This window comes from Arenicella xantha (assembly GCF_003315245.1).
In the GTDB taxonomy this organism is placed as follows: Bacteria; Pseudomonadota; Gammaproteobacteria; order Arenicellales; family Arenicellaceae; genus Arenicella; species Arenicella xantha.
The window spans coordinates 383095-397856 of the sequence record NZ_QNRT01000002.1 but is presented as its reverse complement, the minus strand read 5'-3'; the positions used below and the strand labels follow the sequence as shown (position 1 = coordinate 397856).

The 14762-nt window shown below is 46.9% G+C and carries 10 protein-coding genes; all 10 read left to right on the top strand.

Annotation, left to right across the window (positions count from 1 at the left end; genetic code table 11):
* Positions 1-22: 22 nt before the first annotated feature.
* The 10 genes from rseP (at position 23) to DFR28_RS07640 (ending at position 14732) form a co-directional block, all read left to right on the top strand.
* Positions 23-1387, top strand: a complete 1365-nt coding sequence (gene rseP, locus DFR28_RS07685; RefSeq protein ID WP_113953750.1) for an RIP metalloprotease RseP — start codon at positions 23-25, stop codon at positions 1385-1387.
* A gap of 108 nt (positions 1388-1495) precedes the next feature.
* Entirely contained in the window at positions 1496-3778 is a 2283-nt protein-coding gene (gene bamA / locus DFR28_RS07680; protein WP_113953749.1) for an outer membrane protein assembly factor BamA, read from the top strand.
* Positions 3779-3873: 95 nt separating this feature from the next.
* Positions 3874-4380, top strand: a complete 507-nt coding sequence (locus tag DFR28_RS07675; protein WP_113953748.1) for an OmpH/Skp family outer membrane protein — start codon at positions 3874-3876, stop codon at positions 4378-4380.
* A gap of 171 nt (positions 4381-4551) precedes the next feature.
* A complete protein-coding gene (fabZ, locus tag DFR28_RS07670) occupies positions 4552-5001 on the top strand; it encodes a 3-hydroxyacyl-ACP dehydratase FabZ (protein ID WP_113953747.1) in 450 nt (149 codons plus the stop codon).
* A gap of 10 nt (positions 5002-5011) precedes the next feature.
* Entirely contained in the window at positions 5012-5791 is a 780-nt protein-coding gene (gene lpxA / locus DFR28_RS07665; protein WP_113953746.1) for an acyl-ACP--UDP-N-acetylglucosamine O-acyltransferase, read from the top strand.
* A 32-nt stretch (positions 5792-5823) separates the two neighbouring features.
* A complete protein-coding gene (gene lpxB / locus DFR28_RS07660; protein ID WP_113953745.1) occupies positions 5824-7002 on the top strand; it encodes a lipid-A-disaccharide synthase in 1179 nt (392 codons plus the stop codon).
* Positions 6999-7556, top strand: coding sequence for a ribonuclease HII (rnhB, locus tag DFR28_RS07655; protein WP_113953744.1), 558 nt, complete (start codon positions 6999-7001; stop codon positions 7554-7556). Before lpxB ends, rnhB begins: the two co-directional genes overlap by 4 nt.
* 126 nt (positions 7557-7682) lie before the next feature.
* Positions 7683-11141: a DNA polymerase III subunit alpha gene (gene dnaE, locus DFR28_RS07650; protein WP_113953743.1), complete on the top strand. Its 3459-nt coding sequence runs from the start codon at positions 7683-7685 to the stop codon at positions 11139-11141.
* 347 nt (positions 11142-11488) lie between these two features.
* Positions 11489-12817, top strand: a complete 1329-nt coding sequence (tilS, locus tag DFR28_RS07645; protein WP_113953742.1) for a tRNA lysidine(34) synthetase TilS — start codon at positions 11489-11491, stop codon at positions 12815-12817.
* A 289-nt stretch (positions 12818-13106) separates the two neighbouring features.
* A complete protein-coding gene (locus tag DFR28_RS07640; RefSeq protein ID WP_113954538.1) occupies positions 13107-14732 on the top strand; it encodes a CTP synthase in 1626 nt (541 codons plus the stop codon).
* Positions 14733-14762: the final 30 nt, after the last annotated feature.

The following is a 14762-nucleotide window of genomic DNA, read 5'->3' as shown; positions in this document are numbered from 1 at the left end:
AACGCACTATTTGGGTAATTAAATGGGCATTGTTTATAGCGCGGTAGGGTTTATGTTGGCCATCGGTATTCTGGTCACCGTTCACGAATTTGGGCATTTTTGGGTTGCGCGTAAGTTAGGCGTTAAAGTCCTGCGTTTTTCGGTTGGTTTCGGTAAGCCGCTGTGGAAGCGTGTGTCGGGCCCGGATAACACTGAGTATGTATTAGCCGCAATTCCGCTTGGCGGGTATGTGAAGATGTTGGGGGAGAATGACCCCGACACGCCAGTTCAAGCGAATGAAGCGCACCGTGCTTTCGACAATCAACCAATCTGGAAGCGTAGCCTGATTGTTGCAGCCGGTCCTGGGATTAATTTTTTATTCGCGATACTGTTGTTCGCCTTGATAGGCCTACCAGACTCGCAGCGCTTAGTGCCAGTGTTTGGTGAGCCGCCGGTAGATTCGCCGTTGGCAACTGCTAGTGTTGCCGCTGGTGACCGCTTATTGAGTGTTGATGGGCGTTCGTATCAGTATTACGCTGAGCATGACCTGTATATCTTTAATCAGGTACTACAGAAAGAGCCGATTCAACTGTCAATTGAATCAGCGGGGCAAGTTAAGCAAGTAACCTTAGCGACCGATGCTATCCCGATTTATAACATTAACCCTGCAAGTCTCATGGCTGAGCTGGGCTTTAATCCGATTGAGGGTCCGAGCACTCGTGAGATCGCGGTCGTTAACGAAGGTTCTCCGGCTGCCTTGGCTGGCCTGCAGGTAGGCGACGAAATAACTGCTATTGATGGTCAAGCGGTTCTTAAGTGGAGTGAGTTGACGCAAGCGGTATTCCCTAAAGCCGGTGTGCCAATTATGGTTACTGTGGCACGTGGCGATGCTAGCGTTGATGTGTCGGTGACCCCTGCTGCGCAGAAAGTTGGTGACAAAGTCGTCGGCTTAATTGGAGTGCAGCGTCCGTTTATTCCGCGTCCGGCAGAGCACTTTGTTACTGTGTCAAATTCGCCTTTGCAGGCCCTTGAAAACGGTGTTACCACGACTTGGTTGATGTCTTCGACGATCGTGCGCATGCTTGGCAAAATGGTTACGTTGCAAGTGTCTCTTAAAAATGTCAACGGGCCAATAATGATTGCGGATGTGGCGGGTCAGGTTATTCAAGTTGGGCTTGAACCGTATTTGTATTTTTTGGCGCTGATCAGTATTAGTTTAGGAGTAATGAACTTGCTGCCGATGCCTATGTTGGATGGCGGGCACTTATTACGCTTTGCAATTGAGACTGTGGCTGGTCGTCGTCTATCTGAAAAAGTATATTTGGCAATTCAGCCCCTAGGTCTGCTGATGTTGGTAGGCTTAATGAGTCTGGCTTTTTATAATGATATTTTGATGATATTCAATTAGAATCAGCTCACGCCCGAAAACGCGTGTTCGCCGCGCCGTAAAACTATAATAAGCAATATAACGTCTGGTTGGCACGACTAATCGTTCGCCTGGAATACTGAGGATCAAATGATAAAAAAACTCTGCATCGGCCTCCTATTTGCTGTAATGACCTCCGTGGCATTAGCGCAAGATTCATTCATTGTGTCAGACGTTCGCGTCAAAGGCCTTCAGCGGATATCGGCTGGCTCGATCTTCAACTATCTGCCAATCAAAGTTGGTGACCAATTTGATCCGACCATGTCCGCAGACTTGATTCGCGAGCTGTATAAGACTGGTTTTTTCAAAAACATTGAATTGAATACGGATGGCACTGCCATTATCGTGGAAGTTATTGAGTACCCTTCGATTGCGACTATCGAGTTTGCCGGTAATAAGCTCATTAAAGAAGAAGCGCTACGTGAGGCCTTGTCTAATAACGATTTCATTGAAGGGCGAGTATTTCAGCCCAATGTGTTAGAACAAGTTAAGCAAGAACTGAAGCGGCAGTATTTGAACCAAGGTAAATACAATGCTCAGGTCGGCACCGAAGTTACGGATCTCCCGCGAAATCGTGTCAAAGTTAAGTTACATGTAAAAGAAGGGCCGACGGCTAAGATCCAGAACATTAACATCATTGGCAATAAATACTTCAGTGATGAGATGTTGCTAGATGAATTTGAGTTATCAGATAGCGTACCTTTCTGGAAGTTTTGGGGTAAAGAAGATCAATATTCAAAGGAAAAGGTCTCTGGTGACCTAGAGAGTTTGCGTAGCTTTTACCAAGATCAAGGCTTTCTGGATTTTCAAATCACCTCGAACCAAGTCAGTATCTCGCCGCAAAAAGACGGAATCTTCTTGACGATTAATGTCGAAGAGGGCGAGCGCTACACGGTATCTCAGTTTGTTTTAAACGGTCGCTTAGTGGTGCCGGAAGACGAGTTATTACCGTATGTATTTATCGCGCCGGGCCGAACCTACTCGCGTAAAGATGTCGACAATACCGTTGAGGTGATCAGTGACCGTCTAGCTGAAGAGGGTTACTCCTACGCTCAGGTGGTACCAGTGCCTGATATTGATCGAGAGGCGCGAACCGTTGCTTTCTCGATTAATATTAAACCAGGTCGGCGTGTTTACGTTCGCCGCATCGATATTATTGGTAACGATTTAACTAATGATTCGGTGATTCGACGCGAGATGCGTCAGACTGAGGGCGGTGCGTTTTCGCCGAGCCGTGTGAATCGCTCAAAGATTCGTCTACAGCGTCTTAGCTTTTTCGACGAAGTTGAAATAGAAACCAATCCAGTAGCGGGTCGTGATGACCAAGTGGATCTGCAAGTAATTGTAAAAGAGCGTCCAACCGGCAGCTTCTTGTTTGGTCTTGGTTACTCTGGGGATAACGGAGCATTGGTGCAAGCAAGTATCTCGCAGGCTAACTTGTTCGGTACGGGTAATCAGCTGAATTTTAATGTGCAGCGGTCGAGCTTCGTTGAAGCGGTAACGCTGCAATACACGAATCCTTACTATACGAAAAGTGGTATTAGCCGTACCATTGGCTTGAGCGGTCGGAGTATCGACTCGGCTGCGGCGAATACCTCGGAATATATCACCGAGACGCTTGGCCTCAATGTTCGCTACTTGTTTCCGATTAATGAAAATAACTCGTTCTCACTCGGTGCCGGCTTGGAGCGAATTGATTTAGAAACCACGGTGTTTACTGTTTCAAATATTCGCGAATTTATCGATGAAAATCCAGAAAATGATTTAATCACGCTAAGTACTGCCTTCGTGCATGACACACGCGATAGTTTGTTATATCCAACAGCTGGTAATGAGTTTCGTGTCTCGCTGGATGCCACAGCTCCAGGTTCCGATTTAGAGTATTACCGTGTGAATGTGGATGCCAGCACCTATTTTCCGTTTACCCAGCGTGCAGCGCTAAAACTCGCGGCTGATATAGGCTATGGAGACGGTTACGGCGATACCGATGAATTACCGTTCTTTAAAAACTACTTCGCTGGCGGCTCGCGAACGGTGCGTGGTTATGAAGCTCGCTCACTCGGCCCACGCGACGATAGTGTTAATCAAGATCCTCTGGGCGGTAGTAAACGCGTGTTATTGAATGCGTCGTTATTGTTACCAGTTGGTGGTGATTCGTTGGATAAACGCCTGCAGCTTTTTGTTGATGCAGGTCAAGTATACGGTCCAGAAGAGAGTTTCGATTCGTCTGAGATTCGAGTTACCGCTGGTGTCGGGTTTAACTGGATCTCACCAGTCGGGCCGTTATCGATTAGTTATTCGATTCCATTGAACGAAGAAGAGGGCGATGAGATCGAAAAATTCCAGTTTAGTGTTGGTCAGTTGATTCAGTAGAGCCACACAGTATTAGTGTAAGAAGTTAAACGGGTTAAGGCGTCAAATTGGTTGGCGTCGAATAAAACAAGCAAATAAGTTAATAGGTATTAGTAATGTTAAAACGTAGTTTAATTATTGTCGCAGCGTTTGCGGCTGTGTTTCAAACAGCAATTGTTGCCGCTGAAGTTAAAATCGGTGTGTATGATGCACGCAAGATTTTAGAAAGTTTGCCGTCTGTTCAAAAGGAATTTAAGAACTTGAATGCCGAATTTGAGCCGAAGCAAAAAGAAATTGCCGAGAAGCAACAAGCATTGCTAAAGCTAAAAGAAGATATTGAAAAAAATGCTGGCACTATCTATTCAGAAGCTGATTTGCAGGCCAAACAGTTGGAATGGCAGAGTAAGCGCCGTGAGCTTCAATTGTATGCTGAAGACACTGAGCGTTTGTTTAATGTACGCCGCAACGAAGCTATTCGAAAATTTCAAACCTCGGTTGATTCAGAAGTTACTGAAGTTGCCAAAGAAGAGGGCTTTGACCTGATCTTGCGTAGCGGCGTGATGTTTGCCAGCCCAAAAGTAGATATCACCGATAAAGTTCTTAAGCGGATGTCTTCAAAATAAGTCACATAGTTTGCATTGGACTCTTAGCGCTGGCGGGTATTCGCTAAAGCTTGGAATTCGGTGCAAACTCTGTAGTAGAATAGGGCGGTGTAAAGTGATTTTACCCGCCTTTTTTAGTCTGATTATGTCAGCGTAATTGACCAACCATTCAAGAATAGATAGGAACCCCAATTGGCACTGCTCGATATTCACGAAATCCGTAACTATTTACCGCATCGATATCCATTTTTACTGATTGATCGAGTGTTGGAGGCGACCCCTGAAGAACGATTGGTTGCGCTTAAGAATGTAACGATTAATGAGCCGTTTTTTGCCGGCCACTTTCCAAATCGTCCGGTGATGCCCGGAGTGCTTATTGTTGAAGCATTGGCTCAAGCTGCGGCTTTAATGGCGAGCTATGGACGCCAAGACATTGATACGACTAATCGTGTTTATTATTTCACTGGAATTGATAAAGCACGCTTTAAACAACCAGTAGAGCCTGGCGATCAACTTATTTTTGAAGTTAAATTGCTGCGTAAAATCAAAAATATGTACAAGTGTCAAGGCGTTGCCAAGGTCGACGACAAGCTCGTGGCGTCGGCAGAAATGATGTTCACATTTAAAGACATTACAGAATAGGTTGTAACTTATGACAACGGCAATTCATCCCACTGCAATAATCGAACCTGGTGCGGAACTTGGTTCAAATGTCAGTGTTGGCCCATATTCAGTTATTGGAAGTAACGTCACGATTGGTGATGGAACACAAATTGCGGCGCATGTTGTCGTTGAAGGCCATACGAGTATTGGTGAAAATAACAAAATATTTTCGTTCACTGCATTAGGCAGTGAGCCCCAGTCTGTCTCCTATAAAGGAGAGCCGACTCAAACGGTAATCGGCGACAATAATACGTTTCGTGAAAACATTACGGTTAATCGTGGAACTGTTGGTGATGAAGGCATAACCCAAATCGGCAGTAATAACCTGTTTATGGCGTATGTGCACATTGCGCATGATTGTCGCCTTGGCTCGGGCTTGTTATTTTCTAATAATGCCAGCTTAGCCGGTCACGTTAGAGTTGCTGACTATGTAGTGCTTGCAGGCTATACCTTGGTGCACCAATTTGTCAGTATAGGCGAGCATAGTTTTTGCGGTGTTAACACCTACTGTACGCTCGACATTCCACCTTACATGCTGGTGGCTGGTAACAAAGCAATTACCCACGGTATCAACGTTCGCGGTATGCGTAGTCGTGGAGTTAGCAAAGAGGATTTGTTGGAGTTAAAGCGCGCGTATAAAACTATTTACCGTTCAGGGCATACGATGGTGCATGCCATTGCTGAACTTGAAGCGAAATCCAGTAGTAGCGAAATGGTGGCTAGACTCGTGGAGTTCATAAAAGCTTCACCGCGTGGCGTAATTCGTTAATCATTGAAACCCTTCATAGTATTTCTTAATCGATGGTCTTAAAGGTCGGTATTGTTGCTGGCGAAAAGTCTGGTGATTACCTTGGTGCTGAACTGATTAAGGCTATTTCTGCACGCTATCCAGATGCACAATTTATTGGGCTAGCTGGTCCGTTAATGCAGCAGGCTGGCGCTAAGACCCTTGCTGAAATGGACAAGATTAGCATCATGGGTATAGCTGGAGCGCTGAAGGGGTTGAGAGAGATATTAGCGATACGGCGCACGATAAAGCGCGAGATGCTGAGCTGGAAACCGGATGTGTTCATCGGTATCGATGTGCCCGATTTTAACCTTGGTCTTGAGTTGATGCTCAAACAATCGGGTATACCGACAGTCCACTATGTTAGCCCAACCGTGTGGGCGTGGCGCGGCAAGCGAATCAAAAAAATACGTAAAGCAGTGAGTCTGATGCTTACATTGTTCCCTTTCGAAGAACAATTCTATCAGGCCAAAGGTGTTCGCGTTAAGTATGTCGGTCACCCGTTGGCCAGCCCAGTGTTGCGCTGGCAAGTTAGCGATGAGGTTCGAGCGATGTTGTTGCCGGCCTCACAAAACGAAGGGCAACAGCCTCGCCGAATGGTCGCTGTGTTACCTGGGAGTCGGATGAGTGAGGTCTCGCGCTTAGCTCCGATCATGTTAGCGGCCTGCGAGGAGTTGGCTGACGCTTTTCCAGATCTGGACTTTGTGATTCCGGCAGCCAATGCAAAAATTGCCGATTATTTGACGAATGAGCTCAGTATAGGCAAGACCAGAGTCCGCTTGATTGATGGTCATTCGCGAGACGCTTTGGCGTTATGTCACGTGGCTGTGTTGGCCTCTGGAACCGCAGCGCTTGAAGCAGCCTTGTTCGCTAAGCCAATGGTGGTGATGTACAAGGTTTCGAAAATCAATGAATGGTATGCGTCGCGAACCATGACCGTTTCGCATTACTCTATGCCTAATCATCTTGTTAGCCCGCCGATAGTGCCCGAGCTGATCCAGGACAATGCGACGTCAGGAGCATTGGTCGCTCAACTTACTAAATTATTGACGGACGACGAGCATTACCAGCATGTTCAAGCAACTCTGGCGACCATCGCGCCCAGTTTAAGTGAGTCGTCGGGCGAGCTTGCGTGTAACGCAATTGAAGCGCTCTTGAACGATCGTGCGGCGGAGCTAAATTCAAACTTATGATTATCGCGGGCGTCGATGAAGTTGGTCGTGGTCCATTGGCTGGTCCGGTAGTGACTGCTGCAGTGATATTGCCCGATAACTACGACTTGCCCGGCTTAACTGATTCTAAAAAACTCACCGCGCGACGACGTGAATTATTGTCTAGTGCAATTAAAGAGCAGGCAGTTGCGTGGACGCTTGGTGAGGCGACTGTCGCCGAAATTGATACCATTAATATCCTTCAAGCCACTATGCTAGCCATGCAGCGAGCGGTGGTAAAGTTGAATGTTACGGCCAGTATGGTGCTGGTTGATGGCAACCGCTGTCCGGACTTTGGCATTCCCGCGCGTGCTGTGATTGGCGGCGATGGCCTCGAACCGTGTATTTCTGCGGCGTCCATAATTGCCAAAGTTGCGCGCGATCAATTGATGAAAGAGTATGCATTGGAATTTCCTAATTACGGCTTCGATCGAAATAGTGGATATCCGACTAAGCAGCATCGAGACGCCTTGGTGGAATTCGGAGTAACGCGAATTCACCGGCGTAGTTTCGCACCGGTTAAGGCGCTCTGTTAATACTAAATCTACGCTGCTCATGTCTACGCCTTGCTACAGGGCTTTATCACTGCACTTGGTTTAACTAAATGAAAAAAAATTGAGAAGGTGCTCGCGAATAAATCGCTTCGGTTTATAATCCCGCCCATGCCTGGTTCATTCGTACATCTTCACCTTCATTCTGAGTATTCACTGGTCAATGGCATGATTCGTTTGCCTGCGTTAGTGGAACAAACGCTGCAAAACCAAATGCCTGCCGTAGCAATTACCGATATGGGTAACTTGTATGGCGCGGTTAAGTTTTTTAATAGGTGTGTTGGGCAAGGGATTAAGCCGATTATTGGCGCAGAAGTTTATCTCGAGAATCCTGACAAGGTAACGCAACCTTATATTCTGGTGCTGCTGGTACAGAATGAAGTTGGTTATGTTCATCTATCTGAACTACTGTCGCGGGGCTTTCGCGAGGGTCAGGCGCATGGTCGGCCGATTCTTCAGAAGGAGTGGTTACAGGGAAAAACCGATGGACTTATATGTTTGTCTGGCGGGTTACGTGGTGAAATAGGCGGCGCGCTAATGGCTGGGCGTGCGGATTACAGTGAGCAGCTTATCGCTGAGTATCAAGCATCGTTCCCGGGTCGATTTTATCTTGAAATTCAACGTGTTGGTCGCTCTTACGAAGAAGAGTATATAGCTGCCGTCGCTCAACTCGCGGAACGCTTTCAGATTCCGCTAGTGGCAACCAATGATGCGCATTTCATGCAGGAGTCTGATTTTGATGCGCATGAAGTTCGTGTGTGTATCAACGAAGGTCGCGCGCTTAATGACCCGCGTAGGGCGAAGCACCATACGCCTCAGCAGTATTATAAATCAGCGCCTGAAATGGTTGAGCTGTTTGCCGATATACCCAGTGCTATTCATAACACGCTAAGAATTGCGCAGCGTTGCAATTTCGTGATGCGAATGGGCGAGTATTTCCTGCCGGATTTTCCAGTTCCCGATGGTGAGACAATTGAATCGCATCTGCGTAATGAATCTTACAACGGTCTAGACGCTGTGTTGCGGCGCCGGTTTCCCGATGGGCCCGACGAAGCGACGCTACGCGAGTATCACGCGCGAATGGACTTCGAGCTCAAAATCATTAATGAAATGGGGTTTCCTGGCTACTTTCTGATTGTTGCTGACTTCATTCAGTGGGCCAAAGAAAATGGTGTGCCGGTAGGGCCTGGACGGGGATCTGGTGCGGGGTCAATTATTGCCTATGTACTAAAGATCACGGATCTTGACCCAATTGAACATGTTCTACTCTTTGAGCGGTTTTTGAACCCAGAACGGGTATCAATGCCAGATTTCGATGTCGACTTTTGTATTGAGGGTCGCGAACGGGTAATCGAATACGTTGCGCAGAAATATGGGCGAGAAAAAGTATCGCAGATCATTACTTATGGCACCATGGCGGCCAAGGGCGTCGTGCGTGACGTGGGGCGTGTTATGGGCATGTCATACGGTCATGTTGATGGTGTAGCCAAGCTGATACCGTTTGATTTAGGCATTACCCTAACTAAGGCCTTGGAACAAGAGCCCGAGCTTAAGGATCGCTACGATAACGAAGAAGAAATCACCGAGCTTATCGACATGGCCTTAAAGCTTGAGGGCTTGGCCAGAAATGTCGGTAAGCACGCCGGTGGGGTCGTTATTGCACCTACGAACCTGACTGACTTCACGCCTCTGTATTGTGAACATGGCAGTGATCAAATTGTTTCGCAATACGATAAAGACGATCTCGAAACGGTTGGGCTGGTCAAATTTGACTTTCTAGGGCTGAAGACCTTAACCATTATTGATTGGGCGGTTAAGGCGATTAATGTTTACCGTGAGCAGCGCGACGAAGCGCCGGTCGATATTACTCAGTTGCCTCTGGATGATCAGAAAACCTATGAAATTTTACGCAAAGGGCTGACCACCGCCATCTTCCAGCTGGAATCTTCCGGCATGAAGGAGCTGATCAAAAACCTCAAGCCTGACCAATTCGAAGATATCGTGGCGCTAGTGGCCCTATACCGTCCGGGCCCACTTGGGGCTGGCATGGAAAAGGTTTACTGCGACCGTAAGCATGGCAAGGAAGCGACTAAATACGCTCATCCAATGCTCGAACCAATCCTCGAAAATACCCAAGGCATTATCCTGTATCAAGAGCAGGTAATGGAAATCGCCCAGGTAATGGCCGGTTACTCCTTAGGCGGCGCGGATATTTTGCGGCGCGCAATGGGTAAGAAAAAACCCGAAGAAATGGCGAAGCAACGAGCCATTTTCGAACAAGGCGCGGACGAGCGTAACGTTCCGCCGGAAGTTGCCAAAGAAGTGTTCGACTTGATGGAATACTTCGCGGCGTATGGCTTCAATAAAAGTCACTCCGCTGCGTATGCCCTGATTGCGTATCAAACTGCTTGGTTAAAGGCTCACTATCCATCGCAATTCATGGCGGCGTGTATGTCTGCGGATATGGAGAACACGGATAAAGTCGTTATCCTGTTGAATGAAGCTAACGAGATGGGTTTGACTGTCCAGCATCCGGATATCAATCTTTGCCAGTATGACTTTAGGGCGACCGATGAAAAGCATATCGTGTATGGCTTAGGTGCCATTAAAGGTATTGGTAAACCGGTAATTGAGGCCATTATTAGTGCTCGGGATGCTGGTGGCCGTTTCTCCGATTTGTATGACTTGTGCGCTCGAGTTGATGTTAAACGGGTTAATCGTCGAGCTCTCGAGGCATTGATTCGCGCCGGTGCCCTTGATGAGCTCGGGGTACATCGAGCTAGTTTAATTGAAAGTGTCGACTTAGCCTTAGATGCTGCGAATCAGCAACATCGAAGTGCTTTGGCCGGTCAGAACGATATGTTTGGTATTGCTGCGCCGGCAGAGACTGTGCAGACCTATCAGCAGGTTCCCGAGTGGAAAGAAGAGGATTTGCTGGCGGCCGAGAAAGACACACTTGGTTTGTATCTAAGTGGTCATCCAATCGATATGTATATTCAAGAGCTCGATCAGTTCACTTCATCGCGGCTGGTCGATTTGGATGTTGCGCAGGGTAAGGGCAAAAAATCCGTTACTCTGGCTGGTTTAGTGATTGGTGCCCGAACCATGAATACCAAGTCTGGCTCGAAGATGGCGTTTCTGCAATTGGACGATAAAACGGCCCGTGTAGAAGTTGGTGTGTTTGGTGAGTTGTACGACCAACGTCGTGATGTGATCCATAAAGACAAGGTGTTGGTGGTTAAAGGCAAGGCTAGCTATGACCATTTTAGTGGTGGCATTCGCTTGTCGGCAGAAGAATTGTTTGATATTGAACAGGCACGCAGTAATCTAGCTCGTCATATGCAAATTCATATCCGTTCGGACCAGTTGCACGGCAATGTAGTTAAGGATCTAAGACAAATTCTTGAGCCGCAAGAAGAAGGGCAGTGTGGCGTCGGTTTTCAGTATCAAACAGAGACCGGAGTATGCCAGTTGGATGTTGCGCATGGATGGCGTGTTATCCCAAATAAAGTGATGCTAGAGCGACTCGAAAGCCTAGTTGGCCAAAAGAATATTCGTTTAATATACTGAGTGCTACAGAGTACTGTTAAGGGCGTTTTTATAAAAACTTTCTAAGTCGTTGCTCTTTAAATGCTTTCTAGGCTGGTGCTATACTGTTTTTCGAAAGTAATAAGACAAGTGTCACTCAAAGGTGGCGTTGGCGGTTGGGTTTGATTCCGAGTTTATAGAGTTTGGGTTGTAGGTTGTTCGTTGACTTACGGTCGCATACCGCGATTTCCCCAACTTATCCGTCAGTCACGCTGACCATTGCTAAATGATTTACTAGAGGCTTACTGGGTTTTGCGGTATCAAGTACTGTTCAAACGCAGTCTAAAAATTATAATAGTTGTACTTACGATACGGTGGGGTAGTCAAGAATGACTTTTTCGATTTCGGCATTCGAAGATGAGTTGTTTGGAAACTTAGGGTTGGCTCGCGACAGTCATTATTATGTGGCCTATAGCGGTGGCATAGACTCGACCGTATTGCTGCACCTAATGCATCAGTTGCAGCAACGAAATGGGTTTAAGCTTACTGCGTTGCACGTTAATCATAATCTACAAGAACGATCAGAGTTTTGGGCGGAGCACTGTCTAACAACTTGTCAAAAGTTGGGTATTGATTTCAAGCATACCTCACTACAGCTCGAAAATAAGAGTGAAGTAACCGCGCGTAATTCACGTTACGCTTGGTTTAGTAAACAGCTAGATCGTCATTCAGTCTTACTCACCGCACATCATCGGCAAGATCGTGCTGAAACATTTCTATTTAATTTGATGCGCGGAGCGGGTAGCGCTGGGCTATCGAGTATGCGTGCGGTGCGACCATTTCACGGGGCAAAATTGGCGAGACCATTATTGCCGTACGACAAAGCTGATTTAGAATCTATCGCTGCAAACAGCGGATTGACATGGGTAGAAGATCCGAGCAATCGGACCAATGATTATTCACGTAATACCATTCGTCATGAGATCATCCCAACGTTGATCGACTTCCGACCGGACGCTATTCAGAATATTGCGCGTGCTGCTTCTAATCTGGAGCAGGAGAATGGGCTGCTGCGAGAGGTGGCTATTTGTGACCTAGTTGAGGTGCGAGAGCATCCTCAGCATCCGGTGGATAAATCCTACGCATTGTGTGTCGCCGATATGATGCATCTGACACCGGCTAGGCAGTCGAACGTTATTCGCTTTTGGCTAAAGACTCTTCAATTACATACGCCCAGCCGTCGCTTCTTGCAAACCTTGGTGCGCGCAATTGAGGTGCCTCCGGCAAGCACTGCAGTTATGCAGGAAGGTGGCCAACAGTTTCGGTTCCACAGTGGGTATATGTACGTTATGCCGGCTATCAAAGAGACTCCTCCTTTTGGTGTTATTGACTGGCAGAATGTATCGCAACCTATTGATATTTATGCAAGTAAGTTGCGCTTAGATGCAAGGCCGAAGCTTCGGAGTTTAATTAGTGATGATTCTCATGCTTTGGTAAGGCTTGCTGAAAAGGCGCATGTGGAAAACCCTAAGGCTTTGCAAGGACATAGCCTCAATCTCAAGAAGTGGATGAATGAGATTGGTATTCCACCATGGCGTCGACAGGCTGTGCCGTTGTTGACGGTTAGAAAAGCGAAAAAGGACTTAGTGCTTGCTCCGGTAGATGTGCATATGACAAATGATTGGGTTTCATTCGATTCTGAATCAATCGCAAGCTAAGGTCTTTTGCGCGTTGTTGCAGTTTGATGAAAATCTATCAATACCTGCGCAAAATAGATTGTTGATTTTCATCGCCTCACGTATCATGTAGAACCTTCTGGAGCTCAGCGCAAAACAAACTCAAGCGTTTGTCTGCAGCTCTGATATGCCATTTCTTTTTTTAATAATGTAGTTCTATTAAATATCACCTCGTGCCTATTAATATAGGCAAAAATTGTGATGTTTGGAATAAATAGAATGCCGCATTAGCTATTTATTGCCGGTTAGTCTGGCTCGGTTTTTTGGTGCAATGACAAAATATGTGTTTATTACCGGTGGTGTTGTTTCTTCTTTAGGGAAAGGGATAGCAGCTGCTTCGCTCGCAACGTTGCTGGAGTCCCGCGGACTCAAAGTGACACTAATGAAGCTCGATCCGTATATCAATGTGGATCCTGGCACTATGAGCCCATTTCAACACGGTGAAGTTTTTGTTACCGAGGATGGCGCTGAAACAGACCTCGATTTAGGGCACTATGAGCGCTTTATCCGCACCACGTTATCGCAAAAAAACAACTTCACCACCGGGCGTATTTATGAGCGAGTGATACGCAAAGAACGGCGTGGTGATTATCTTGGTGGCACGGTACAGGTTATTCCGCATATCACCAATGAAATGAAGAGCGCCATCGAAGATGGTGCTGGTGATGTCGATGTTGCTTTGGTTGAAATTGGCGGTACCGTCGGCGATATTGAATCGTTACCGTTTCTGGAAGCTATTCGCCAAATGCGGATTGAAAAAGGGTTTGAGAATGTGTTGTTTATGCATCTCACCTTGGTGCCGTATATCGCGGTTGCTGGCGAGATTAAGACCAAGCCAACTCAGCACTCTGTAAAAGAGTTGCGGAGTATCGGTATTCAGCCTGACATCCTGTTGTGTCGCGTGAATGAACCGCTACCAGACGACGCAAAACGTAAGATCGCTTTGTTCACTAATGTAATGCCAGAAGCGGTGATTTCGGGTGTTGATGTCGAGAATATCTATCAAATCCCGCTATTGTACCGCGACCAAAAAGTTGATGAGTTGGTGGTTAAGCACTTTAGGCTAGACTGCCCGCCAGCTGATTTGAGTGAATGGGAGCGGGTTGTTGAACGTAAAGCGAACCCGACTGGCGAAGTAAACGTTGCCTTGGTTGGAAAATACATAGGCTTAACGGAATCGTATAAGTCATTGTCGGAATCGTTGATTCACGCCGGCATTCAAACTTTGACCAAGGTCAATATCAATTATATTGAAGCCGAAGATATTGAAAAGATAGGGGTATCGGTGCTTGCCGGTAACGACGCCATTTTGGTCGCCGGAGGGTTTGGCGATCGAGGTACAGAAGGCAAAATTCGTGCGGCAGAGTATGCCCGTGAAACCAAGACTCCGTATCTTGGTATTTGTTTGGGTATGCAGGTGGCGGTTATCGATTTCGCACGTCATGTTGCGGGAATGGAGAATGCTAATAGTTCCGAATTCAATACCGATACACCGTACCCAGTGATTGCGTTGATCTCCGAATGGACTGATGAGCACGGCAATGTTCAGCAGCGCGATGAGAATTCTGATTTAGGTGGCACCATGCGACTGGGCGGGCAAACCTGTCATTTAGGGCTTGGTACCAAAGTGCGTGAGATATATGCTGCGGAGTCGATAGTAGAGCGACACCGTCATCGTTACGAGTTTAATAACACACTCCGTAAACAGTTAGTGGATGCGGGTTTAGTGATTGGCGGAGTATCCGATGACGACTTAGTAGAAACTATCGAAATTCCCGATCATCCATGGTTCGTCGGTGTACAATTCCATCCTGAATTTACATCTAGTCCGCGTGATGGCCATCCGCTGTTCACCTCCTATATTGAGGCAGCTAGAGCACATGGTGCTAAAGCTTAGGGCTTGCACAATCACTCCGTTAGCGAGATT

What these genes read in the sequence shown, in the direction of transcription:
- lpxA (WP_113953746.1), top strand. Translation starts at nt 5,012, where the DNA reads ATGACAACGGCAATTCATCCCACTGCAATAATCGAACCTGGTGCGGAA.
- DFR28_RS07640 (WP_113954538.1), top strand. Translation starts at nt 13,107, where the DNA reads ATGACAAAATATGTGTTTATTACCGGTGGTGTTGTTTCTTCTTTAGGG.
- dnaE (WP_113953743.1), top strand. Translation starts at nt 7,683, where the DNA reads ATGCCTGGTTCATTCGTACATCTTCACCTTCATTCTGAGTATTCACTG.
- bamA (WP_113953749.1), top strand. Translation starts at nt 1,496, where the DNA reads ATGATAAAAAAACTCTGCATCGGCCTCCTATTTGCTGTAATGACCTCC.
- lpxB (WP_113953745.1), top strand. Translation starts at nt 5,824, where the DNA reads ATGGTCTTAAAGGTCGGTATTGTTGCTGGCGAAAAGTCTGGTGATTAC.
- DFR28_RS07675 (WP_113953748.1), top strand. Translation starts at nt 3,874, where the DNA reads ATGTTAAAACGTAGTTTAATTATTGTCGCAGCGTTTGCGGCTGTGTTT.
- rnhB (WP_113953744.1), top strand. Translation starts at nt 6,999, where the DNA reads ATGATTATCGCGGGCGTCGATGAAGTTGGTCGTGGTCCATTGGCTGGT.
- rseP (WP_113953750.1), top strand. Translation starts at nt 23, where the DNA reads ATGGGCATTGTTTATAGCGCGGTAGGGTTTATGTTGGCCATCGGTATT.
- tilS (WP_113953742.1), top strand. Translation starts at nt 11,489, where the DNA reads ATGACTTTTTCGATTTCGGCATTCGAAGATGAGTTGTTTGGAAACTTA.